Annotated in this window: 19 protein-coding genes; 13 read left to right on the forward strand and 6 right to left on the reverse strand. The window is 68.4% G+C overall.

Features of this window, described 5'->3' with window-relative positions; genetic code table 11:
- The first annotated feature begins 38 nt into the window (after nt 1-38).
- Nucleotides 39-905, forward strand: coding sequence for a PhnD/SsuA/transferrin family substrate-binding protein (locus ACV4UZ_RS05415; RefSeq protein ID WP_491599896.1), 867 nt, complete (start codon nt 39-41; stop codon nt 903-905).
- Nucleotides 902-2,704 carry a sensor histidine kinase gene (locus ACV4UZ_RS05420; protein ID WP_491599897.1) on the forward strand — a complete coding sequence of 601 codons (1,803 nt, stop codon included), beginning with the start codon at nt 902-904 and terminating at the stop codon, nt 2,702-2,704. Before ACV4UZ_RS05415 ends, ACV4UZ_RS05420 begins: the two co-directional genes overlap by 4 nt.
- Before the next feature lie 173 nt (nt 2,705-2,877).
- Here the strand turns inward: ACV4UZ_RS05420 and ACV4UZ_RS05425 are convergent, their stop codons facing one another.
- Nucleotides 2,878-4,485, reverse strand: a complete 1,608-nt coding sequence (locus tag ACV4UZ_RS05425; protein WP_491599898.1) for an FAD-binding oxidoreductase — start codon at nt 4,483-4,485, stop codon at nt 2,878-2,880.
- Nucleotides 4,486-4,622: 137 nt separating this feature from the next.
- Here ACV4UZ_RS05425 and ACV4UZ_RS05430 point away from each other — a divergent pair, with 137 nt between their 5' ends.
- From ACV4UZ_RS05430 to ACV4UZ_RS05445, 4 genes are read left to right on the forward strand one after another with little or no spacing between them, the layout of a single operon-like run.
- The gene (locus tag ACV4UZ_RS05430; RefSeq protein WP_491599899.1) at nt 4,623-5,783 is read left to right on the forward strand and encodes a GNAT family N-acetyltransferase; all 1,161 of its coding nucleotides are present in this window, start codon (nt 4,623-4,625) and stop codon (nt 5,781-5,783) included.
- Between the two features lie 41 nt (nt 5,784-5,824).
- Entirely contained in the window at nt 5,825-6,325 is a 501-nt protein-coding gene (locus tag ACV4UZ_RS05435; RefSeq protein WP_491599900.1) for a hypothetical protein, read from the forward strand.
- The gene (locus ACV4UZ_RS05440; RefSeq protein ID WP_491599901.1) at nt 6,322-7,362 is read left to right on the forward strand and encodes an alpha/beta fold hydrolase; all 1,041 of its coding nucleotides are present in this window, start codon (nt 6,322-6,324) and stop codon (nt 7,360-7,362) included. Before ACV4UZ_RS05435 ends, ACV4UZ_RS05440 begins: the two co-directional genes overlap by 4 nt.
- Before the next feature lie 10 nt (nt 7,363-7,372).
- A complete protein-coding gene (locus ACV4UZ_RS05445) occupies nt 7,373-8,560 on the forward strand; it encodes a BaiN/RdsA family NAD(P)/FAD-dependent oxidoreductase (RefSeq protein ID WP_491599902.1) in 1,188 nt (395 codons plus the stop codon).
- 123 nt (nt 8,561-8,683) lie between these two features.
- On the opposite strand, the gene ACV4UZ_RS05450 is transcribed toward ACV4UZ_RS05445, so the two are convergent.
- Complete coding sequence (locus tag ACV4UZ_RS05450) at nt 8,684-10,684, reverse strand: FAD-dependent oxidoreductase (protein ID WP_491599903.1); 2,001 nt, start codon at nt 10,682-10,684, stop codon at nt 8,684-8,686.
- A 148-nt stretch (nt 10,685-10,832) separates the two neighbouring features.
- Between ACV4UZ_RS05450 and ACV4UZ_RS05455 the strand changes: the two genes are divergently transcribed.
- Nucleotides 10,833-11,585 (forward strand): substrate-binding periplasmic protein, encoded by a 753-nt coding sequence (locus tag ACV4UZ_RS05455; RefSeq protein ID WP_491599904.1) that lies wholly within the window; start codon nt 10,833-10,835, stop codon nt 11,583-11,585.
- Nucleotides 11,586-11,591: 6 nt separating this feature from the next.
- On the opposite strand, the gene ACV4UZ_RS05460 is transcribed toward ACV4UZ_RS05455, so the two are convergent.
- Together ACV4UZ_RS05460 and epmA are read right to left on the reverse strand one after the other, a co-directional pair.
- Nucleotides 11,592-12,353, reverse strand: a complete 762-nt coding sequence (locus ACV4UZ_RS05460) for a substrate-binding periplasmic protein (RefSeq protein WP_491599905.1) — start codon at nt 12,351-12,353, stop codon at nt 11,592-11,594.
- Nucleotides 12,354-12,442: 89 nt separating this feature from the next.
- Nucleotides 12,443-13,489 (reverse strand): EF-P lysine aminoacylase EpmA, encoded by a 1,047-nt coding sequence (epmA, locus tag ACV4UZ_RS05465; RefSeq protein ID WP_491599906.1) that lies wholly within the window; start codon nt 13,487-13,489, stop codon nt 12,443-12,445.
- Nucleotides 13,490-13,633: 144 nt separating this feature from the next.
- On the opposite strand from epmA, the gene ACV4UZ_RS05470 reads away from it, so the two are divergent.
- Nucleotides 13,634-14,659, forward strand: a complete 1,026-nt coding sequence (locus ACV4UZ_RS05470) for a lysine-2,3-aminomutase-like protein (RefSeq protein WP_491599907.1) — start codon at nt 13,634-13,636, stop codon at nt 14,657-14,659.
- Here the strand turns inward: ACV4UZ_RS05470 and ACV4UZ_RS05475 are convergent.
- Nucleotides 14,650-15,282 (reverse strand): class I SAM-dependent DNA methyltransferase, encoded by a 633-nt coding sequence (locus ACV4UZ_RS05475; protein WP_491599908.1) that lies wholly within the window; start codon nt 15,280-15,282, stop codon nt 14,650-14,652. The genes ACV4UZ_RS05470 and ACV4UZ_RS05475 overlap by 10 nt on opposite strands.
- Nucleotides 15,283-15,409: 127 nt before the next feature.
- On the opposite strand from ACV4UZ_RS05475, the gene efp reads away from it, so the two are divergent.
- The 3 genes from efp (at nt 15,410) to ACV4UZ_RS05490 (ending at nt 18,051) form a co-directional block, all read left to right on the forward strand.
- Nucleotides 15,410-15,976, forward strand: a complete 567-nt coding sequence (gene efp, locus ACV4UZ_RS05480) for an elongation factor P (protein ID WP_491599909.1) — start codon at nt 15,410-15,412, stop codon at nt 15,974-15,976.
- A gap of 3 nt (nt 15,977-15,979) precedes the next feature.
- On the forward strand, nt 15,980-16,777 hold the full coding sequence (locus tag ACV4UZ_RS05485; protein ID WP_491599910.1) for an inositol monophosphatase family protein: 798 nt from the start codon (nt 15,980-15,982) through the stop codon (nt 16,775-16,777).
- 77 nt (nt 16,778-16,854) lie between these two features.
- Nucleotides 16,855-18,051 (forward strand): OmpA family protein, encoded by a 1,197-nt coding sequence (locus ACV4UZ_RS05490; RefSeq protein WP_491599911.1) that lies wholly within the window; start codon nt 16,855-16,857, stop codon nt 18,049-18,051.
- Nucleotides 18,052-18,112: 61 nt separating this feature from the next.
- Here the strand turns inward: ACV4UZ_RS05490 and ACV4UZ_RS05495 are convergent, their stop codons facing one another.
- Nucleotides 18,113-20,020, reverse strand: a complete 1,908-nt coding sequence (locus ACV4UZ_RS05495; RefSeq protein WP_491599912.1) for a di-heme-cytochrome C peroxidase — start codon at nt 20,018-20,020, stop codon at nt 18,113-18,115.
- Nucleotides 20,021-20,249: 229 nt separating this feature from the next.
- On the opposite strand from ACV4UZ_RS05495, the gene ACV4UZ_RS05500 reads away from it, so the two are divergent.
- Both ACV4UZ_RS05500 and ACV4UZ_RS05505 read left to right on the forward strand, forming a co-directional pair.
- Nucleotides 20,250-21,398 carry a flagellar motor protein MotA gene (locus ACV4UZ_RS05500; protein WP_491599913.1) on the forward strand — a complete coding sequence of 383 codons (1,149 nt, stop codon included), beginning with the start codon at nt 20,250-20,252 and terminating at the stop codon, nt 21,396-21,398.
- A gap of 3 nt (nt 21,399-21,401) precedes the next feature.
- Nucleotides 21,402-22,403: a peptidoglycan -binding protein gene (locus ACV4UZ_RS05505; RefSeq protein WP_491599914.1), complete on the forward strand. Its 1,002-nt coding sequence runs from the start codon at nt 21,402-21,404 to the stop codon at nt 22,401-22,403.
- Nucleotides 22,404-22,766 lie beyond the last annotated feature (363 nt).

Here is a 22,766-nt window from a genome sequence, read left to right on the forward strand (position 1 = left end):
GGGCATGCTATGGTTGTCGCTGCGGGCTGGGGGAAACAATGATCCCGGGTTTGGGTCGATTCATCATCACGATTCTGTCGTTGTCGCTGGTCATGGCGCCGCCGGCGCGAGCGGGCGCCGAGGTCAAGGACACCCGCCCCGTCCGAATCGGGCTGCTTCCCACCATCGCGACGCTCAGTCTGCTGAAGCTCTACGATCCCGTGCGCCACCGCCTGCAGCAGGCCCTGGGGCGGCCGGTGGAGCTCTATACCGCCGGGTCGTTCCAGGCCTATCTGGACGACATCCGGGCCGAGGAGTTCGAGATCCTGGTGGCCGCCCCCCATTTCGGGGTGATCGCCTTCGATGTCGGCTACGCGCCGCTGTTTCGCTACAATCAGGAACTGTCGCCGCTGATCGTCGTTCCCCGGCAGAGCACCTTGCGCGAGGCGCAGCAGCTGCGGGGGCGCCGCGTGCTGACCGCCGATCGGCTGGCCGCCCTGTCGGTGGTGGCGGAGACCTGGCTGTCGGTGGATTACGGCATGCGGGCCGGCGAGGATTACGCCCTGGAGGAGGTGGCCAACCACGCCACCGCCATCCGGGCGGTGGCCATCGGTGACGCCGACGCCGCCATCAGCAGCCCGTCGGTGATGCAGCAGCTTCCCGAGGACGTGCGCAACCAGGTGGTGTCCATTCCCTGCCGCCTGCGCATGCCGCACCAGATGTTCCTGGCCCATATCCGGCTGGGGACGGACGCCGTCGAGGCGATTCGCCAGGCGCTGGGGACTTTCGGCGATACCGACGAGGGCCAGGCGTTCTTCAAATCCGGCGGATTCAAGGGGTTGGTTCCCCTGGAAGAGGCCGACATCCGCCAGGCCCGGCCCTATGCCGAGATGGTGGACAGCATCAAGAGCAGGAGGGGTCATTGAGCTTCGGCTATCCGCGGCCGCCCTCGGTCAAGCCGGTCAACTCCCTGCGGCTGCGCCTGCTGGCGTTCAGCGTGGTGGTCGAGGTGGTCATGCTGACCCTGCTGGTGGCCAACGGCGTGCGCCTGATCCAGACCCATCTGGCGGCCAGCACCGAATCCCGGCTGCAGGCCCAGGAGGCGTCCTTCAACATCACCCTGGCGGGACAGCTGGCCGAGCGCGACTACGCCGCCCTGCAGAGCATCGTCGAGGGCTGGGGGGCGTCCAGGAGCATCACCTACATGGTGGTGACCAACAGCGTGGGCAAGGTTGTCGCGGCCTGGGGGCGCGACGCCGACGGACCGCTGCCGTCCGCCGACAAGGTGCTGTCGCCCGATCTGCCCGAATACCGGGGCGCCTTCGACATCGTCTTCCTGGGACAGCGCTACGGCGAGGCCCGCTACGGGGTCGACACCACCTTCCTGGCCAATGCCCGGCGGGAGCTGCTGCACCAGAGCGTGGGCATCGCCGTCGCCGAGGTGGTGCTGACCATCACCCTGCTGGCCGCCATCGGCTATTGGCTGACGCGGCATCTCGACCTGCTGACCCGGGCGTCGCTCAAGGTGGCGGGCGGCGATTTCTCCATCCGCCTCAAGCTGGAAGGCAAGGACGAGGTGGCCGTCCTGACCCAGGCCTTCAACTCCATGTCCAGCGCGGTGGAATCGCGCATCCAGGACCTGGACGAAAGCCAGAAGCGCTTTCGCGCCATCGCCGATTACACCTACGCCTGGGAGAACTGGTTCGACGCCGACGGCCGCCTGCGCTGGGTCAATCCGGCGGTGGAACGCGTCACCGGCCATTCCGTCGCCGAGTGCCACGCCATGGAGGACTTCCCCCTGCCCATGGTGGTCGAGGAGGATCGGGCCCAGGTGCGCGACTTCCTGGCGGCGGCCAGGGACGGACAGTCCGGCAAGGACATGGAGTTCCGGGTGCTGACCAAGGCGGGCGAGGTGCAGTGGGTGGCCATGTCGTGGCAACCCATCTTCGACGAGGCGGGCGTTCCGCTCGGCTCGCGCTCGTCCATCCGCGACGTGACGGTGCAAAAGCACAGCGCCGACATGCTGGTGGAGGCCAAGTCCGAGCTGGAGCGCATGCTGTTCGCCGCCTCCCACGACCTGCAGGAGCCCATCCGCTACATCCTGGCCTATACCCAGCGCCTGGACCGCGAGTTCGGCGAGGACCTGCCCGAGCGGGCCCAGAGCAGCATGAACTTCATCCGCGAGGGCGCCAACCAGCTCAGCCTGCTGGTCAAGGGCCTGGTGGACTACACCCGCTCCAACCGCCCCATGGCGGCTTTCGCGCCGGTGGATTGCCGCCGGGTGGTGGAACAGGCCATCGTCGATTGCCGCGCCATGGCGGCGGGCAGTAACGCCCAGTTCCAGGTGGGCGAGCTTCCCACCGTGCACGCCGATCCCGTCCTGCTGTTCACCCTGTTCGAGAACCTGATCAGCAACGCCATGAAGTTCGTGCGTCCCGACGTCGTGCCGCACATCCGGATCAGCGCCATGGCGGAACGCGACGGCTGGCGCATCGACATCGCCGACAACGGCATCGGCATCGACGCCCAATATCTGCAGACCATCATCCGGCCGTTCTCGCGCCTGCATTCGCGCTCCACCTTCCCCGGCGCCGGGCTGGGGCTGGCCTCGGCGCTCAAGGTGGCCAAGATGCATGGCGGCCGGTTGTGGCTGGAATCCGAACCCGGCCAGGGAACCATCGTGCATGTCTGGCTGCCCACCATGGCCCAGCCGGAAGCGGTGTAGTCAAGGTGCGGGCGCCTTGCCCGCAATCGCTTGTACCGGTCGTCACTTGAACTGACCTGTCATCCTGACGACCAACGGGAGGAAGGATCTTTCATCTTCAAGCGGCTGCCGTTTGCGCGTGAAAGATCCTTCGCCACGGCTCAGGATGACATGAACACTATGGGCGGACGGTATTACTCCGCCGTCCGCAGTTCGACGGGAGCGCGGAAGCTGAACTGAGGGGGGGCGGCCAGCACGGCGGCCCGCGCCCGGGCGAAGGCGGCCTTCAGTCCCTCGGGCAGGCGGTTCTCGCCGCCGGCGGCCCGCGCGATCTCCACCAGGGAGGGCGCCCCCTTCTCGCCGCCGGTCACCTCCATTCCATGGCTCCTGGCGGCGAACAGCAGATCGTGGATCAGGGTGCGCTTGTTGGCCGCCACCGCCTGACGCGCCCCGGCCAGGGCGGCTTCGGCGCCAAGGGCGGCGAACAGGGTGACGCGGTGGTGGGGGTCGATGCCCGAGGGCGACAGGTGGCCGTAGGCCGACAGCTCCACCTCGACGGCGCCCTTCAGCTCGCGGGCCAGGGTGCGGATGGCGGCGCGGTAATCGGCATAGGCCTCCAGCACCGAGACGATGGCACCGGTATCGGCGGGCAGCACGATGTTGATGTCGGTGGAGGTGCTCCACGGCTTGATCATGCCGGGCTGGACGACGCGGGCCCTGGTGCGGGCCAGGTCGGGGGCGCCTTCGCGGATGGCGCGGAAGGTCTCCATCTCGGCGCCCGACGAGAAGCCGACGCCGAAATCGATCATCACGCCACCGATGGTCTCGGTCTCGGGATCCAAGAGGCTCATCAGCACGTCGTCGATGGACAGTTCCGACCAGCCGGTCAGGCAGGCCAGCATGTCGGCGCCGGCGTATTCGCAAGATTGCAGCAGGCCTTGCGCCTTGGAGCGGGCGGGTTCCTCGGCGTGCTCGATGAAGGCCTCCAGCGAGTCGCGGCTGACCAGCTCGATGCCGTTCAGCACCGTCTCGCCGCCCTCGCCGGTGATGCGGCCGCCGGCCTCGTCGGGCAGGGTGACGCGGGTCCAGGGGCGCAGCCAGGCCAGCAGGCCGGCGATGGTGTCCACGTCCGAGCCCTGGACCGGCAGGACCAGCCCGAATTCGCCGGCGGGAACCTCCACGTAGCGGAAGCGGGCGGCGGCGACCATGCCGGTCCAGCCCTGCATGCCCTGGACATCGGCCAGGGCGGCGCCCTCCACCAGACGCGGCGCGTCACCGCCATCGGCCAGGCAGATTGCGTCCAGGGTGCCGAGCGGCGACAGGCGCAGCGGCCCCATGCCGCCGGTGGCCACCACGCCGCCGACGAAGGCCGAGCCGATGCTGGTGAGGTCCACCAGGACGCGGGCGTTGGGGCCGATCGCCTCGGCCAGGGCGGCGTTGACCTGGGTGAAGGTGAGCCCCGCTCCCGCCGATACCGTTCCCTTGGCCGCGTCGATGGCCACCTGATGGGTCTTGATCGCCGCCGGATCGGTGTCGGCGGCGACCATCTCGGCGGCCAGCGCGCCCTTGGGGCGGATGGCGACGATGCCGGCGAAGCCGGCGATGCCCTCGTCGGCATAGTCGTAGGAGCCGATGGCGCTGGTCAGGCCGCCGGCCGGCATCACCGCCCAATTGGCGGCCACCGCCTGGGAAACGGCTTGCGCCACGTCATGGGTGGCGAGCAGCCGGGCCCGCAGAGGCTTGCCGCCGTCGTCGGTCAACTCGGCCAAGGGCAGCGATGAGAAGTCGATGGAAGCGCTCATGATCCGCGAGGTTCGGGTGATGCGGGCCCTCCCATAGCATTTCCGGCACGGGAATTGATACTCCCCGAAGGGGCGGGATGCGTCATGACGGGCATGCGTATCTTGGAATTCTTCCGGAAAGTACTCATCTTCGAGCCATGCCCGATGGAAACCGCGCCCTGACCGTCACGATCCTGTCCGCCGTCTCGGAGGTTGGCGCCGCCGAGTGGGATGCCTGCGCCGGCACCGGCAATCCCTTCATCCGCCACGCCTTTCTCGACGCCATGGAGCGTTCCGGCTCGGCCTCTTCCGTCACCGGCTGGCTGCCCCGCCATATCCTGGTCCGGGACGGCGAGGGGCGGCTGCTGGCGGCGGCCCCGCTTTATCTCAAAAGCCATTCCTTCGGCGAATACGTCTTCGACTGGTCGTGGGCCCAGGCCTACGAGCGGGCCGGCGGCTCCTATTACCCCAAGCTGCAATGCGCCGTGCCCTTCACCCCCGTCACCGGGCCGCGCCTGCTGGTCCGCGCGGGCGAGGACGCGGTTCTGCTGCGCCGCGTTCTGGCGTCGGCCATGGTGGATGTGGCGCGCCGCTCTGGGGCCAGTTCGGTGCATGTCACCTTTCCCACCCGGGACGAGTATGACGGGCTGGGGCAGGCGGGCTACCTCCAGCGCCTGGGCAGCCAGTACCACTGGCGCAACGACGGCTACAAGGACTTCGACGACTTCCTCGGCCGCCTGTCGTCGAGGAAGCGCAAGCAGATCAGGAAGGAGCGCATTGCTGTGGCGCGCTCGGGCGCGCGGATCGAAACCCTGGTGGGCGGCGAGGTCAAGGCGCGGCACTGGGACGTCTTCCACGCCTTCTACCAGGCGGTGGTGGACCGCAAATGGGGGCGCGCCTATGTCAGCCGCGCCTTCTTCGAGGAATTGTCGGCCTCCACCCTGGCGGAGTCCGTGGTGCTGGTCTGGGCCGAGGACGATGGCGAGCCCCTGGGCGCCGCCTTCAACATGCGGGGCGACGACACCCTCTATGGCCGCACCTGGGGGGGAGGGCGGCACGTGGATTTCCTGCATTTCGAGGCCTGTTACTACCGCGCCATCGACTTCGCCATCGCCCACAACCTCGCCCGCGTCGAGGCCGGCGCCCAGGGCGAGCACAAGGTCAGCCGGGGCTATCTGCCCACCGCCACCTATTCCGCCCACTGGATCGCCGATCCCGGCCTGGCCGAGCCGGTGGCCCGCTATCTCGCCCACGAGCGCGCCCTGGTGGCCGAGGACATCGCCGAACAGGCCGAGGAAGGGCCTTTCCGCAAGGGGTGAGTGTTGGTTAGATTGCGGCGTCCAATGCAGGGAGACGAGACTTGGCCGCCGAAGGCCCGACGCCGGAACAGAAAGCCGATTATCTGGTGCGCAAGCTGGAACAGACCATCCGCGACAACCGGACGGTCAAGGGCATGTCGTTCCGCACCTGGCAGGCCATCGCCAAGGAAGAGATCGTCAACGCCATGCGCGAGCATGAAAAGCGCCAGATGCGCTATGACCAGACCATCAACCGGCTGGTTCTGGCCACCGCCTCGTCCCTGGTGACCATCGGCTTCTGGGGCGCCATGGTGGCGGTCAACAGCGCCTATGGCGGGGTGGCGGCCATCATCGTCCTGGTGGCAGGCGCCGCTCTGTTCTTCGTCACCGCCGATTGGGGCATCAAGCGCTTCGTCGCCGGCTACAACAAGGAAAAGCGGGCCGAGCGCCTCGCCCATATCGAGGAACTGGACAAGCGCATCAAGCGCATGGAACACGACATGAAGAAGAAGGCCGACCGCCTGAAGGAAACCCAGGCCAAGCTGGGGGAGATCGAGGTGTGAGGCGCCTCGGCCTTCTGATCCTTGTCTTCGCCGTCATCCTCGGCCTCGTCTCGCCGCCCGGCCGCCGTCTCCTCGATACCATCCGCCTGATGGCCGCCCTGGGCGGGGCGTCCGCTCCCATCGCCGCCGGAGCCCTGGACCATCCCGGCGGCCGCGCCGACCTCTACGGCGTGGCCGGACCGGTGCTGGTGCTGCTGCCCGGCGCCGCCGCCGCCGGCAAGGACGATCCCCGGCTGGTCCGCTTCGCCGGCGCCCTGGTGGGGGCGGGCTGGCGGGTGATGGTGCCCGATCTGGTGGGGGCCAGGGCCCTGACGCTCTCGGCCGCCGATGCCGACGAGGTGGCCCAGGCGGTGCGCCATGCCCCGGGGGAGAAGGTGGCGCTGGCCGCCATCTCCTATGCCGCCGTGCCGGCGGTGCTGGCCGCTCTCCAGCCCGAGGTGGCGGCCAGGGTGGCGGTGATGGTGGCGGTTGGCCCGCCCTATGACGCCCGCCGGGTGATCGGCTTCTTCACCACCGGAACGTGGCAGGGCCAAAGGCTGGAGCCCAATTCCTACGGCAAATGGGTGTTCGTCCTGAGCAACGCTGGCCGTCTCACCGATTCCGGCGACCGCACCCTGCTGGAAGCCATCGCCCGGCGGCGCATGGGCGATCTGAACGCCGCCATCGATGACCTGACCCGACGGCTGGGACCCCAGGGCAGGGCGGTGATGGCGCTGCTGGACAATGCCGATCCGGCGCGGGTGGACGATCTGATCGACGCCCTGCCGCCCGGCATCCGCGACGAGATCGGCCGCCTGGACCTCGCCGCCCGCGACCTTTCCGCCTTCGCGCCGGAAGTGCTGGTCATTCACGGCGGCGACGACCGCATCGTGCCGGTGGGCGAGGGGGAGTCCCTGGCGGCGGCCCTGCCCCATGGCCGTCTCTACCGCCTGGGCAACCTTGCCCACGCCGATCTCACCGTCTCGGGGCTCGGTGATGGTCTGACCCTCGGCCGGGCGGTGTACCGACTGCTGGAGTGGCGCGACCGGATGGGGTAGAAGTCCGGCCATGAGCCTGTCCTCCCCCTTCGACGTGATCGTGATCGGCGCCGGTGCCGCCGGGCTGATGTGCGCCGCAATGGCCTCGGCACGGGGACGGCGGGTGGTGGTTCTCGACCACAACGACCAGCCGGGGCGCAAGATCCTGATCTCGGGCGGCGGCAAGTGCAACTTCACCAACCGCGCCGTCACCCCCGCCCAGTACCTGTCGGCCAATCCCCATTACGCCACCTCGGCCCTGAAGCGCTACGGCCCCGCCGATTTCCTGGAATTGATGAAGCGCTACCGCATCGCCTTCCACGAGCGCGATCACGGCCAGTTGTTCTGCGACAATTCCGCCGCCGACATCGTCGCCATGCTGATGAGCGAATGCGGGGCGGGCGGCGTCGAGATGGTGCTGGAGGCCAGGATCGGCGCCGTCACCGGCGACGGCCCATACCGCGTGGCCACCAGCCGGGGAACCTATGAGGCCGCCGCCCTGGTGGTGGCCACCGGCGGCTTGTCGGTGCCCAAGATCGGCGCCACCGGCTTCGCCCATGCCCTGGCCGGGCGCTACGGGCTGGCGGTGGTGCCGCCCCGGCCCGGCCTGGTGCCGCTGACCTTCACCGGCGCCGACATGGACCTGATGCGGGAACTCGCCGGCATCGCGGTGCAGGCCGAGGTGAGCTTCGGCAAGACCCGGTTCCGCGAGGCGGTGCTGTTCACCCATCGCGGTCTGTCGGGACCGGCCATCCTGCAGATCAGCTCCTATTGGCTGACCGGTCAGTCCATCAGCATCAACCTGCTGCCGGACGTGGACGCCAACGCCCGGCTGCTGGAGCGCAAGGCGGCGCGCCCCAATGCCCAGGTGGAGACGGTGGTGGGCGAGATGCTGCCCGCCCGCCTTGCCCGCGCCCTGGTGGAGCGGGCCGGGCTGCTGGGGCGACCGATCGGTCAGTCCACCAACGCCGCCCTGGCCGGGCTGGCCCGCCTGCTGTCCCAATGGGCCCTGGTTCCGGCGGGCAGCGAGGGCTACCGCACCGCCGAGGTCACCCTGGGCGGCGTCGATACCGCCGGCCTGTCGTCCAAGACCATGGCGGCCAAATCCCATTCCGGCCTGTACTTCGTCGGCGAGGCGGTGGACGTGGCCGGCTGGCTGGGCGGCTACAATTTCCAGTGGGCGTGGTCGTCGGGCTGGGTGGCGGGCATGAGCGTCTGAGGGTCAAATGGGCTTTCGCCCATACCCGATCGGGGTGAACCCCGAACCCCCTTTATTTTCATCGATAAAATCAAAGAGGGTTTGGGGCATCGCCCCAAATGGGCTTGGGCGATAGCCCAATCATCACAGCGCCAGCCCCAGCCGCGTTCCCTCCTCGAACGCCGCCAGGGCATCCAGCCTGGAGGCGTCCCGTGCCCCGCCGATCAGCTGGACGTCGCGGCCCAGGGCCTTCAGCTCGTCGGCCAGATCGCGCCGGGGCTCCTGGCCGATGCAGACGATGATGGTGTCGGCCTCGATCAGCCGGTCTTCCCCGCCCAAGGTGATGTGCAGGCCCCGGTCGTCGATGAAGCGGTAGGTGACGCCGGCCAGCATGTCCACGTGATGGCGCTGCAGGTGGGCCTTGTGAATCCAGCCGGTGGTCTTGCCCAGGCCGGCGCCGGGACGGTCGGCCTTCCTCTGCAGCATGGTGATAGTGCGCCGCGGCGGTGGCGGAGCCACCGGCTCGGTCAGGCCGCCGCGGCCCGAAAAGGCGCGGTCGATGCCCCATTCGGCGTTGAAGTCGGTTTCATGGTCCTCGCCCACCAGATACAGCGCGGTGTCGAAGCCGATGCCGCCCGAGCCCAGGATGGCGACGCGGCCGCCGGCCCGTTTGCGTCCCGACAGGATGTCCTCGTAGCCCACCACTTTTGCGTGGTCGGCGCCGGGCAGGTCCAGCGCACGCGGGCGGATGCCGGTGGCCAGCACGATGCGGGAATAGGCCATCAGGTCGCGGGCGGTGGCGGGGCGGCCCAGATGCAGTTCGACACCGGCCTGCTGCAGTGCCCGGGTGTAATAGCTGGGGGTGGCGAGGTATTCCTCCTTGCCCGGCACGGCGCGGGCCAGGATGAACTGGCCGCCCAGTTCGGGGGCGGCGTCGAACAGGGCGACCTGATGGCCGCGCTTTGCCGCCTCCAGCGCGCAGGCCATGCCGGCCGGTCCGCCGCCCACCACGGCGATGCGCTGGGTCTCGCAGGGGCGGCGCGACATGAACTCGCCCTCGCGCCCGGCGCGGGGATTGACCAGACAGGTGGCGGCGCCGCCGGTGAAGATGGGGTCGAGGCAGCCCTGGTTGCAGCCGATGCAGGCGTTGATGCCCTCCGCCTCGCCCGCCTTGACCTTGGCGGCGAAGGCGGGATCGGCCAGCAGGGGGCGCGCCATGCTGACCAGATCGCACTGACCCTCGGCGATCAGGGATTCGGCCAGATCGGGCGTCTTGATGCGGTTGCTGGCCGCCACGGGAATCCTCACCGCCGCCTTGACCCGGGCGGTGGCCCAGCTCCAGGCGCCTTGGGGGACGGTGTGGGCGATGGTCGGCACGCGGGCCTCGTGCCAGCCGATGCCGCTGTTGATCAGGTCGCAGCCCTCGGCCTCGATGGCTTGGGCGACGGCGACCACCTCGTCGGCGGACAGGCCGTCTTCCACCAGATCGACCATGGACAGGCGCACGCTCATCATCCTGGCCTCGCCCAGGGCGGCGCGCACCGCCCGGACGATCTCCACCAGGAAGCGCATGCGGCCATGCAGATCGCCGCCCCAGCGGTCGGTGCGCTTGTTGGTCCTGAGCGCCAGGAACTCGTTGATCAGGTAGCCCTCGGACGCCATCACCTCGACGCCGTCATAGCCGGCCTGGACGGCCAGCCGGGCGCAATTGGCGTAATCGGCGACGGTCCGCTCGATCTCGGCATCGGTGAGCTCGCGGGGGGTCTGGCTGTTGATGGGGGCGCGGATGGCCGACGGCGCCACGATGTCCCTGGCCCGGGAATAGCGGCCGCAATGCAGGATCTGCATGATCACGCGGCCGCCCTGGGCATGCACGGCCCCTGTTACCAGCCGGTGGCCGCCCAGATCGGCTTCCGAGGTCAGCACGGTGCCGTCGGGGCCGAAGCTGCCCTCCGGGTTGGGCGCCACGCCGCCGGTGACGATCAGGCCGATGCCGCCCCGGGCGCGCTCGGCGTAGAACTCGGCCAGACGCGGCCAGGAATCGGGCAGGCCCTCGAAGCCCAGATGCATGGACCCCATGATCATGCGGTTGGGGAGCGTGATGCCGCGTAGGGTGATCGGCGACAGCAGATGGCGATGGCGCATGGCGGCCCTCATAATGGCATTAAGGTACCATTATGCTGGATATGAGGCGCCGGGCAAGGCCGGATGAACTCCCGTCTCGGGGCGTCTTCCCATCTCACGGATACGATGTATGCTTTCACCATTCCGGTGGAATGGCGGGCGAGGGGGGATGCGCATGCTGCTATTCGGAGTTCGGGTTGCTGCGGTGCTGGCCCTGCTGTGGGGCGGCGTGGCCTGGGGACAGTCGCCCAAGGCTTCGGCGGTGTTGGAATACGCCTATCCCGAGACGCCGCCGCGGGCCTTCACCAACGCCAAAGGAGAAGCTGACGGCTCATACATCAAGCTGCTGCGCGTGCTGTTGGCGCGTGCCGGGCTGGAATGGAGGGCCTCCAGCTTTCCGGCGCCCCGGTTGATGAAGAATCTGGAAAACGGCGAGAGCAATTTTTCCATCCTGGTGCGCAACCCCTCGCTGGACCAGTGCTGCCTGCGCAGCAGTGCTCCGGTATGGAATGACGATTTGCGCGCCTATTTCCTGGGCGGCAAGCCCAGGCCGGCTTCGTTGGGCGATCTGCGGGGCAAGACCTTGATCGTCATTGCCGGCTTCTCCTATGGCGGACTGATCGATACGATCCGCAAGCCGGAAAGCGGAATCGAGCTGGAGGCAGCGCCATCGCGCAAGGCGGGATTCGAGATGCTGCGGGCCGGGCGGGCGGACTATCTGCTCGATTACGCCGAGCCGTCCGAGGCGGACATCCTGTCCAAGGAGCACATTCCCGGACTGGGACACGGCGTGATCGACCGCAGCTACATGCACTTCTACCTGTCACGGTCGTACCCCGACGCGCCGGAGGTGATGGCGCGGCTGGAGCGGCTGTACGAGGTGATGCGGAGCGAAGACACAAGGCGCGAATACACGCGCTGACCGGCATCAGTCCCTGATGCCGAATTCCCGCCACAGCCGGGTCAGGGTGCCGTCCAGGTCCATGGCCGACAGGATCCGGTCCATCTCGGCGGGGGTCAGGGCGATGCCCTTGCGGATCAGGGCGCGGTGGGCGTAGCGCTGGTCGAAGCGCTCGGAGACCAGCAGCTTCTCCTTGGCCTCGGGCCGGGCGCGCAGCCAGCGCTTGAGATAGGCGTCGGTGACCACCGCCACGTCGCCGCGATCCTTGAGGATGGCCTCGATGCTGGCGGAATTGTCGCGCACCAGGGTCATGCGGAAGCGCGAGGTCAGGATGGCGGGGTCGGCCTCGAAACTGGCGAAGCCGTAATGATAGCCCAGCAGGCCCACCATGCGCTTGGCCGCCAGGTCGGCGAAGTACTCCTGTCCCCGCCCGGGCTGGGCCAGCGCCACGTACAGCTCGCCGCCGTCGAGGAACACGCGCGAGGTCTCGACCGGCAGCTTGCGCTCGGTCCAGCCCCAGTCGGGGCTCTCGAACAGGACGACGTCGAACTTTCCCGCCTCGAAATCCTTGTAGCGCCGGTTGGGCGAGGTGGGGACGAACTGGAAGGTGAAGCGGTCCTGATGGGCGTTCAGGGCCTCGATCAGGCGCAATGCCAGTCCGTCCGGCTGGCCTTGAGCGTTGGTTTCGACGAAAGGTGCGAATTCGTAGCCGCCCACCTTGACCACGGTCCGGGCCGAGACGGGCAGAGCCGCCAGCAGGCCCAGGACGACGAGACAAATCCTCAGCATCGGAAAAATCCCCTCTCCGTGACATTTGGGCGCGGAGCGTCACGCCGCGTCACAGTATGGCCGAAGTAGGTGTGATGGAAAAGGGGGTGTCAGCCGGTCACCGGTGCCCAGAGGGTCTGCTCGATGCTCTCGGCTCCGGCCAGCAGCATCACCAGTCGGTCGAAGCCGAGAGCGATGCCCGCCGAATCCGGCATGCCGCATTCCAGGGCGGCGAGGAAATCCTCGTCCAGGGGGTAGCGCTCGCCGTAGAGCCGCTCCTTCAGATCCATGTCGGCGGTGAAGCGGCGGCGCTGCTCGCACGCATCGGTCAGCTCGCCGAAGGCGTTGCACAGCTCCACCCCCAGGGCATAGGCCTCGAAGCGCTCGGCCACCCTTGAATCGGCGGGCGACGGGCGCGACAGCGCAGCCATGGACACCGGATAGGAATGCAGGATGACCGGTCGGTCGAAGCCGAGATGGGGTTCGATGCGATCCAGCATCACCTTGAAGAAGATGTCCTCCCAACTGTCGGACGGGCTGACCGAGATGCCGATGCGCATGGCCTCGGCCGCCATGACCGACCGGTCGGGCGACCAAGGATCGGGGGCGGTGGCCAGCACGTCGATGTCCGCGTACTGGTCGAAGGCTTCGGCCACCGACAGCCGCCGCCAGGGGGCGAAGGCATCGCATTCCCGCCCGTCCCGCCGCAACCGCTCCACCCCGGCGGCCCGGGCGCAGTCTTGGACCAGGGATTCCGTGTCGGTCATCAGATCGTCGACGCTCGCCCCCGCCCGGTACCATTCCAGCATGGTGAATTCGGGATGGTGGGTGGGCGAACGCTCGCCGTTGCGGAACACCCGGGCCAGCTGGTAGAGGCGCGGCACGCCCGCCACCAGCAGCTTCTTCATGGCGAATTCCGGGCTGGTGTGCAGGTAAAGCGGTCGGTCGGGGCCGCCATAGGGATCGGAAAGCGCGGTGGCGAAGGCCTTGAGGTGGGGCTCCAGTCCCGGCGAGATCTGCAGGCAGGGCGTTTCCACCTCGGCGAAGTCCCGCGCGGCGAAGAAGGCGCGGGTGGCGTTGACCACGCGGGAGCGCAGCTCCAGGTTGGCGCGGCGCATGGCGAACATTTCGGGCCGCCACCATTCTTTACCTGCCATGGCCTTTTCCTTTAGAACCGGCATCTCGCCGTGTGCGTCGGCCTTTGCTTAACCACGAAGGCACGAAGACACGAAGAGAAAAGAAGGATATTCCGAATCTTCGCCGTCCTTCGTGCCTTCGCGCCTTCGTGGTGAAATTTCGTCATGACCTCCGTCCACCGTCGTACCCTTCGCACGCCCCAGGACCTGCTCGACGCGGGGCTGATCGCCTCCGCCGGGGCGGTGGAGGAGGTCGCCCGCGCCTATGCCGTGGCGCTGACCCCGGCGGTGGTGGACCTGATCGACCCGGCCGACCCGCTTGATCCCATCGCCCGGCAATACGTGCCCTCGGCCGAGGAGCTGCTCACCGCGCCGGACGAGCGGGCCGACCCCATCGGCGACGCAGCCTACAGCCCGGTGAAGGGCCTCGTCCACCGCTACCCCGACCGGGTGCTGCTGACGCCCTTGCTGGTCTGTCCGGTCTATTGCCGCTTCTGCTTCCGCCGCGCCCGGGTGGGCGACGCCGAGTCCACCATGACCGAGGCCGAGACCGGGACCGCCCTGGCTTATGTGGCGGCGCGGCCGGAAATCCGCGAGGTGATCCTGACCGGCGGCGATCCGCTGATGCTGGGCGAGACGCGGCTGGCGGCGCTGCTGGCGCGCATCCGGGCCATTCCCCACGTGGAGCTGATCCGCATCCATTCCCGCGTGCCGGTCAGCGACCCGGCACGGGTCACCGCCGCCCTGGCCCGCCTGCTGGGGGACGGTGAAAAGCCGGTCTGGCTGGCCGTCCACGTCAACCACGCGCGCGAATTGTCGCCCGCCGCCGCCGCCGGGCTGGCGCGTCTGGCCCGCGCCGGGGTGCCGCTGCTGTCCCAGACCGTCTTGCTGAAGGGGGTCAACGACACGGTCGAGGCGCTGGACGCGCTGTTCCGCGCCCTGGTGCGCAACCGGGTGCGGCCCTATTACCTGCATCACCCCGATCTGGCGCCGGGCACCAGCCATTTCCGCCCGAGCATCGAGGACGGCCGGGCGCTGATGCGAGCCCTGCGCGGCCGCCTGTCGGGCATCGCCCAGCCGACCTATGTGCTCGACATCCCCGGCGGCGCCGGCAAGGTGCCGGTGGGGCCGGAATATTGGGACGGGGAAGTCGTCACCGATCCGGCTGGCGGTGGGCACGCCTATCCTTGACTCCGCCGCCACAAGGTGGCCAGCCAGGGCTGCTGGGCGCGGGGCAGGCCGGTGGGGCGGAAATAGCGAAGGATTTCGCTGAAGCCCGCCTGGGTGACCAGTTCCGCCCATCGCTCCGGCGTGTGATAGACCCCGAAGCGACCGCCGCTGAATCCCTCCTGGCCCTCGCCGTGAGGATTGGAGCTGAACAGCACGCCGCCGGGCTTCAGGGCGGCGCGCAACTGAGCCAACACCCTGGGCAAGGCCTCCAACGGCACATGGAACAGGGAGGCATTGGCGAAAATGCCGTCGAAATGGCCGTCGGGCAGGTTGAGGGCCAGGAAATTCTGGTGCCAGACGGGGCAGCCGCTATGGGCGGCGGCCATCTCGACGAAATTGGCGGCGCCATCCAGGCCGATGGCCCGGTGGCCGCGTTCGCGAAGGGCCTTGAGGTCGCGGCCCGGCCCGCAGCCGAAATCCAGGACGGTGAAGGGAGGCGTTCCCTCCAACCGGGAGAGCAGGGCCTCCAGGTTCTGGCTGACGTCATGATCGCGGGTGCCGGCCCAGAATTGCTCGGCCCGGCTGTTGTAATAGTCCAGGGTCGGTTGGCTGGGATCGGGGATGGAGGGAGTCCGGGGAGGCATCCCATTAAAGTGGACTCTTGGTTCTGGCGGTCAATCCCTTACGGCAGGACACGACCGCAAATGTTGCCTTCCCCAAGGCGACCTGATAGGGTCCGCGCCAATTTCCTTAAGCCCTGTTGGAACTCCCATGAAGATCAACGCCAACCTGATTCGCCCCGGCAACATTCTCGAGCACAACGGCCGCCAGTACGCCGTGCTGAAGATCCAGATCGTCCAGCCCGGCAAGGGCGGCGCCTTCATCACCGTCGAGATGCGCGACATCCGCACCGGCAACAAGACCAACGAGCGCTGGCGCACCGCCGACACCGTCGAGAAGTGCAATGTCGAGGCCAAGGAGTGCACGTTCCTGTTCAAGGACGACTCCATCATGACCTTCATGGATTCCGAGAGCTTCGAACAGTTCACCATGCCCAACGACACCCTGGGCGACACCATCGCCTTCCTGCAGGACGGCATGGTGGTCGAGGTGGATTTCGTCGAGGGTTCGCCCGTCTCCATCACGCTCCCGGAAAAGGTGGTGATGAAGGTGGTCGAGGCCGATCCGGTGGTGAAGGGCCAGACCGCGTCGTCTTCCTACAAGCCCGCCAAGCTGGAGAACGGCCTGAAGATCCTGGTCCCCCCCTTCCTGGAGGAAGGCGAGGTGATCTGGGTGTCCACCACCGACTGCACCTATGTCGAGCGGTTCAAGGGCTAAGCGGTGATCGTCCGTTCGGCACTGCTCAACGTCATGATGGGGGCGGCCCGCAAGGCCGCCCGCAATCTGGTGCGCGATTACGGCGAGGTCGCCCAGCTGCAGGTGTCCAAGAAGGGCCCCGCCGATTTCGTGTCCTCGGCCGACCTCAAGGCCGAGAAGACCCTGCGCGCCGAGCTGAAGAAGGCCCGTCCCGGCTTCGGCTTCCTGCTCGAGGAAGGCGGCGAGATCGCCGGCGACGACAAGAGCCACCGCTGGATCATCGATCCCATCGACGGCACCACCAACTTCCTGCACGGCATTCCCAATTTCTGCATCTCCATCGCGCTGGAGCGTGACGGCGAGCTGTTCGCCGGCGTGGTCTACCAGCCGCTGGGCGACGAGATGTTCCATGCGGAGAAGGGCGCCGGCGCCTTCCTGAACGAGCACCGCCTGCGCGTTTCCGCCCGGCGCAAGCTGGAAGACACCCTGATCGCCACCGGCATTCCCTTTCACGGCCGCCCGGGCCACGAGACCTTCCTCAAGGAGCTGGGCGCGGTGATGGGCCAGGTGGCGGGCATCCGCCGCTTCGGCTCGGCGGCCCTGGACCTCGCCTACGTGGCGGCGGGGCGCTGCGACGGCTATTGGGAAACCGGCATCCAGCCGTGGGACATCGCGGCCGGCATCGTGCTGGTCAAGGAAGCCGGGGGCTACGTCACCGACTTCCAGGGTGGCTCGAGGATGCTCGACAACGGGCAGGTCCTGGCCGCCAACGACCATCTGCACCAGCCGCTGCTGAAACTGCTGAAGGCGGCGCGGGGTTAGGGTTGTGGCCGGACTCGCCTTCGGCTAGAGTCCCGACCATAAGAATATCGAGGGATTCAAGCCGGGAGAGTGGCGTGATGAGCAGGGGGAGAAAGGTCGCGTTGCTGGCGCTGGGAGCGCTTGTTTCCGTCGCGGCCCTGCCCGCATCCGCCCAGGTGGTGGTGGGAGAGTACCGTCCCAGCGTCGACGTCAACTGGGACGTGCTGGACAAGCTGGGGCCTGAGCCCACCCTGCCGGGTCTGGTGACCCGTCCGCCGTCCGCCGCCGTTCCCGGTACCGCGCCGCGCCCCGTCGCCCGCCCGACCGCTCCCGCCAAGGCGACCGGTTTCAAGCCCTATGTCGAGGCGGCGCCCAAGGCCGCCGCTCCCACGGCCGCCGCCGCCAAGCCGAAGCCGGAGCCCAAGGCCGAGGTCGCGGCGACCGCGCCTGCTCCCAGGGCCGCGATTCCGGCGGCCGAACCGCCCAAGGCCCCCGAGCCGGTGAAGGTGGAACCGCCCAAGGTGGTCGAGGCTCCCAAGGCCTCGGGTCCTGCCCCCAAGCCGGCCAGGCCCGATATCGCGGCCGAGGTTCCGCCGCCGCCCGCCAAGTCCCCCGCCAAGGTCGAGGCCCCCAAGCCCGAGACGCCCAAGGCCCCCGAGCCGGTGAAGGTGGAACCGCCCAAGGTGGTCGAGGCTCCCAAGGCTCCCGAGCCGGTCAAGGCGCCGGAGCCTCCCTCGGCGGTGCAGTTCGTCAAGACCCCGCCGCCCGCCGCTGCTCCGGTTCCCGCCGCGCCCGCGCCCATGCCGGTGGTTCCCGCCCCCGTGGTGCAGGCTCCGCCCGTGGCGCCGCCGCTGCCGGTGGCCCCGCCGCCGGTGGTCGCGCCCCCGGTGGCCGCTCCCGCACCTGCTCCCGCTCCCGTGGTCGCTCCTCCGGCTCCGGCGCCCCAGGTGGCGGCCCTGCCGCCCGCCGCGCCCAGCCGCAAGGGCGACAGCCTGACCGTGCCGTTCGCCACCGACAGCTCGCACCTGCCGGAAGCGGCCCGCGCCGAGCTGGACCGCTTTGCCCAGCGCATGGACCGGGACGAGACCCTGAATCTGCAGCTGATGGCCTATGCCGCCGGTGACGAGGCCAACGCCAGCAAGGCGCGGCGCCTGTCGCTGTCCCGTGCCCTGGAAGTGCGCAAGTACCTGATGGAGATGGGGGTGCGCTCCACCCGCATCGAGGTCCGGGCCCTGGGCAACAAGGTCGACGGCGGCGCTCCCGACCGGGTGGACGCCATGCTGGTGGCGCGCTGAACCCTGGCGGTCCCGCTGAATGGATTGGGCCCCGTCCTTGCGGACGGGGCCTTTTTCGTCCCTACAATGTCTTCAGGTATTCCAGCAATTCCTGGCGCTCGGCCGCCGAGAGGCCGCGGCCGATGACGCCGAAGCCCTCGCCCTTGCCCTTGCCGCGGAATTCGTGGCCCGCATTGGAACTGCCGGGGACCGAGGTGTCGAGCGTGAAGGTGCCCTCGGCGCAGTTGGCGACGAAGCCCAGCTTGGCCGGATCATACTGGCGCGCCCCCAGGCAGAAGCTCTTGGGCCGCTCGGCCACGGGCCGCAGCAGATCGTCGATGGTCGGCACCGAGCCGTTGTGCAGGAACGGCGCCGCCGCCCAGATGCCGTCCAGCGGGCGGGCCTTGTAGACCGGCTTGGCCTGCAGGCAATTGGGGCGATAGCCGTTCATGCGGTCCTGTTCCTTGGCCGGAACCTTGTTCTCGTCGTACCAGGTCTTGATGGTCTCCTGCACCACGTAGCCGAGCGCGGCGGCGAACGAGGTCTGCAGCACCGGCGTGGAATCCTTGCCGTCGCACAGCATGCCGGGCGCCACCGCCAGATAGGGCGGCACGTTGACCACCCGGGTCTGCAGGATGTTGGCCTGGCCGGGATCGGTGCCCACCTCGGCGATGGGGATCAGGTTGACCTTGAGATAGCTTTCCCCGGCGGCGTTGGGCGCCGTCCAGTTCTTCTTGTTCCAGAAGGCGGCGGTTCCCACCGGGGCCATGTGGCAGCCCTGGCACAGCTCGGCATAGAGCGCCCCACCCCTGGCCGCCTTGGCGGCATCCACCGCCCCCAGCACGTCGGCCGGCCATTTGGGCGACAGCAGGCCGTTGAAGCCCTTGGGCTTGCCGTCGGGTCCGAAGGGGTTTGGCCCGGCCAGCAGGGATTCCATCTCGAACACGGTCTTGACCTGGACCGAGGACTTGTAGAGCGGCAGGCTGGGATTGGTCAGGTTGACCTTGGCGGCCACACCCAGCGATTCCCCGGCATTGCGTACCATGGGCTGCATGATGGAGCCGTCATACTGCACCCAGTCGAACCACGAGGTGTTCCAGATATGGGGATACTTCACCGGCGCGTTGATGTGCTGGTAATTGGCCAGGGCATCGAACCCGGCCGGGGCGGCGACCATGTTCTCGTAGAACACGGTGTTGCCGATGCGGGTCAGGGCGTCCAGGCGCGAGAAGCCTTCCTCGACGTCCTTGCCGGGCACCGAGGCGGTGGCCTTGTTCATGGCCTCGAGCCCCGCCAGCAACTGATCCAGGGCGGCGCGGATCTGCTCGTCGCTCTGGGGCAGGCCGTTGGCCCGGACCCGCTCGCCGAATCGGGCCAGGCGGCCGGGAACCACCTTGGTGTAAAGCAGGGAAACGCCCAGGGCCTGGGTCAGCTTGCCCAGGTCGGTGACCGCCGGGCCACCGTCGATGCGCAGCGACACCCCCTTGTATTCCAGATGGCCGGTATGGCAGGCGGCGCAGGTCAGGCCGATCTGGTCGGGCAGCGGCTTGCCGGTGTTCGGGTCGGCATAGCCCCTGGTGCGGGCGAAGCCCACCGGCAGCCCGTCTGGGTTGATCTCGGCCTCGGTCTGGCCATAGGCGGCCTTCATGGCCCCCGGCCTGGCGGCGCCGGCGTAGCCGTAGGCCCTGGCCTGTCCCTCGTCACCCACCGAGCGCGGGCTGGTGATGAAGCCGAAGCGCGCCATGTAGGCGGGATCGACCAGTAACCTGGGCTCGCCGAACAGCGACAGGGTGGGCTGCTCCAGCGAGACGAACCAGGCGTAGGGCACCGGGAAGGTGGAGGTTCCCTGGCTGGCGTGGTGGTACCAGTGGCGCTCGGCGGCGCTCCAGTTCTGGTCGAGCCAGCGCGCCGAGGTGACCGGCGGGTCGTCGACCGGCAGCGAGGGTGCGCAGCCGGCCAGAATCAGGCAGGCCAGGGCACCTTTGAACATGAATGATCGCATTTCGTCCCCCGTTGGATGATGAACCGATAACTTGGCAACCTATCGGAATCATTCTAATCATCGAGCATCCGAAAAGGCGAAAGACTATTTGTAACGACACATGAAAGGCTGTCGCCATGGCTTTCGGCGAGGGAGGCTCATTTAGGGCTGTCGCCATCGCCCCGGAATGGCCACAATCGGGGCGCAGAAAAGCTTCGCCCCACCCCGAGAGCCGCCCATGATCCGTCCCACCCGCTACCTGTTGCGCATGGCCGCCTTCCTGGTGCTGGTCGCCGCCCTCGCGGCGCTGCTGCACGAGGGGCTGATGGCGGCCTTCGCCCACAATCCGGCGCTGAACGCCCTGTTGTTCGGGGTGTTCCTGGTGGGAATCGTGCTGAATTTCCGCCAGGTGATGCTGCTCACCCCCGAGGTGGAGTGGCTGGACACCTGGCGCAAGGGCCAGCCGGCCCTGTCCGGGCGGCTGCGCCTGCTGGCTCCCATGGCCGGCATGATGGGCGAGCGGCAGGGCCGCGTCAGCCTGTCGGCCATGGCGCTGCGCTCGGTGCTGGATTCCATCGCCGCCCGCCTGGAGGAACAGCGCGACCTGTCGCGCTACGTGGTCGGCCTGATGATCTTCCTGGGGCTGCTCGGCACCTTCTGGGGCCTGTCGCAGACCGTGGGCTCGGTGGGCGAGGTGATCGCCTCGCTGGCCATCGGCGGGGCGGACCCGGCGGCGGCCTTCGAGGGCCTGAAGGCCGGCATGGCCAAGCCGCTGGCCGGCATGGGCACCGCCTTTTCCACCTCGCTGTTCGGCCTGGCCGGGTCGCTGGCGCTGGGCTTCCTCGACCTCAACGCCGGTCAGGCGCAGAACGCCTTCTACAACGAGCTGGAGGAGTGGCTGGCCGGGCAGACCCGATTGGGGTCGGGCGGCCCGCTGACCTCGGTGGAGGAAGGGGGCTCCGGCCAGTCGGTGCCCGCCTATATCCAGGCCCTGCTGGAACAGACCGCCGACAGCCTGGACAACCTCCAGCGGGTGATCGCCAGGGGCGAGGACAATCGCGGTAGTGTCAACGCCTCGCTGACCCTGCTGACCGAAAAGCTGTCGGCGCTGACCGACCACATGAAGGTGGAGCAGTCGCTGCTCTTGAAGCTGGGCGAGGGGCAGCTGGAGACCCGCGCCCTGATGGCCCGCATGGTCGAGGGCGGCACCGGCGGCGGCATGGACGACGCCAGCCGCAACCATCTGCGCAGCCTGGACGGTTCCCTGAAGCGGCTGGTGGACGAGACGGTGGCCAGCCGCGAGCAGCTGACCGCCGAACTGCGCTCGGAAATCCGGCTGCTGGCGCGCACCATCGCCGCCATCGCCGAGGAACCGCTGGAGCGCTGAGCCATGCCGCTGGCCCGCCGCGCCCGCCGTTCGGTCGACATCTGGCCCGGCTTCGTCGATGCCCTGGCGACGCTGATCATGGTCATCGTCTTCCTGCTGATGATCTTCGTGCTGGCCCAGTTCTTCCTGGGTCAGGCGCTGTCGGGCCGCCAGAAGGCGCTGGACGATCTGGGCCGCGAGATGGCGGCCCTTGCGGAAAAGCTCAACCTGCAGACCAAGGCCAACGCCGCGCTGCAGCTGGAACTGGAGAGCAGCCGGGCGGATAAGGCCAAGCTGGAGGCCTGGGCATCGGGCGTGCAGCAGGACATGGGCAACCTGCTGGCGCTGAAGGACGAGAAGGAGGCCGAGCTGGCCGCCGAGAAGAAGATCTCGGACGAGGGCCGTGCCCAGCTGGCCCTGCTCAACCAGCAGATGGCCGCCCTCAGGGATGAGCTGGCCCGCGTCACCGCCGCGCTGGAGGCCTCGGAGGCCCGCGATCGTGAGCAGAAGGCCCAGATCTCGGATCTGGGCAAGCGGCTCAACGTCGCCCTGGCCGGCAAGGTGGAGGAACTGCAGAAGTACCGCTCGGAATTCTTCGGCCGCCTCAGGAAGGTGCTGGGCGACCATCCCGGCATCCGCATCGAGGGCGACCGCTTCGTCTTCCAGTCGGAACTGCTGTTCGAGACCGGCTCGGCCGATCTCGGCCCCGAGGGGCGCGAGCAGGTGCGCAAGCTGGCCGCCACCGTGCGCGAGATCAATGCCGGCATGCCCAAGGGCCTCAACTGGGTGCTGCGGGTGGACGGCCATACGGACAAGCGGCCCATCACCTCGGGTCGGTTCCCCTCCAACTGGGAGCTGTCCACGGCCCGCGCCATCACCGTGCTGCGCGCCCTGGCCGCCGACGGCGTGCCCCGTGACCGGCTGGCGGCGGCGGGCTTCGGCGAGTTCCAGCCGGTGGATGGCGGCAGCACCGAGGCCGCCTATGCCAAGAACCGCCGGATCGAGATCAGGTTCGATCAGAGGTAGTGTGCCTGAGTATGGTCGAATCGATTGTTCTTTTCGTCACCCTCGGGCTTGACCCGTCGGCGTATACGCCGACCATGGATGGCCGGGTCAAGCCCGGCCATGACGATAAATGAAGGCGCCTTCACCTAAAACGGCGAGCGATAAATCGGAAACAGGTTGTCACCCTGAGGCGAAGCCGAAGGGTCTTTCAGGCGATAGCCCCTGCCGTCCACGGATGAAAGATCCTTCGCTTGTGCTCAGGATGACAGCGTGTCTCACATTTAAGGCTGTACTCTCTAAGTCTGACAGCCGTCGGGGCCGGGACGACCCGCCCCCTTTCCCCTTCACATCCGGGACGGCCCGGGTCATGCGGAGCATTGCGGA

Source organism: Paramagnetospirillum sp. (assembly GCF_058402745.1).

Bases quoted from the DNA above. Each gene is read 5' to 3' on its own strand.
- ACV4UZ_RS05415 (WP_491599896.1), top strand. From the start codon at position 39: ATGATCCCGGGTTTGGGTCGATTCATCATCACGATTCTGTCGTTGTCG.
- ACV4UZ_RS05425 (WP_491599898.1), bottom strand. From the start codon at position 4,485: ATGAGCGCTTCCATCGACTTCTCATCGCTGCCCTTGGCCGAGTTGACC.
- ACV4UZ_RS05430 (WP_491599899.1), top strand. From the start codon at position 4,623: ATGCCCGATGGAAACCGCGCCCTGACCGTCACGATCCTGTCCGCCGTC.
- ACV4UZ_RS05445 (WP_491599902.1), top strand. From the start codon at position 7,373: ATGAGCCTGTCCTCCCCCTTCGACGTGATCGTGATCGGCGCCGGTGCC.
- ACV4UZ_RS05450 (WP_491599903.1), bottom strand. From the start codon at position 10,684: ATGCGCCATCGCCATCTGCTGTCGCCGATCACCCTACGCGGCATCACG.
- ACV4UZ_RS05455 (WP_491599904.1), top strand. From the start codon at position 10,833: ATGCGCATGCTGCTATTCGGAGTTCGGGTTGCTGCGGTGCTGGCCCTG.
- ACV4UZ_RS05460 (WP_491599905.1), bottom strand. From the start codon at position 12,353: ATGCTGAGGATTTGTCTCGTCGTCCTGGGCCTGCTGGCGGCTCTGCCC.
- epmA (WP_491599906.1), bottom strand. From the start codon at position 13,489: ATGGCAGGTAAAGAATGGTGGCGGCCCGAAATGTTCGCCATGCGCCGC.
- ACV4UZ_RS05470 (WP_491599907.1), top strand. From the start codon at position 13,634: ATGACCTCCGTCCACCGTCGTACCCTTCGCACGCCCCAGGACCTGCTC.
- ACV4UZ_RS05475 (WP_491599908.1), bottom strand. From the start codon at position 15,282: ATGCCTCCCCGGACTCCCTCCATCCCCGATCCCAGCCAACCGACCCTG.
- efp (WP_491599909.1), top strand. From the start codon at position 15,410: ATGAAGATCAACGCCAACCTGATTCGCCCCGGCAACATTCTCGAGCAC.
- ACV4UZ_RS05490 (WP_491599911.1), top strand. From the start codon at position 16,855: ATGAGCAGGGGGAGAAAGGTCGCGTTGCTGGCGCTGGGAGCGCTTGTT.
- ACV4UZ_RS05495 (WP_491599912.1), bottom strand. From the start codon at position 20,020: ATGTTCAAAGGTGCCCTGGCCTGCCTGATTCTGGCCGGCTGCGCACCC.
- ACV4UZ_RS05500 (WP_491599913.1), top strand. From the start codon at position 20,250: ATGATCCGTCCCACCCGCTACCTGTTGCGCATGGCCGCCTTCCTGGTG.
- ACV4UZ_RS05505 (WP_491599914.1), top strand. From the start codon at position 21,402: ATGCCGCTGGCCCGCCGCGCCCGCCGTTCGGTCGACATCTGGCCCGGC.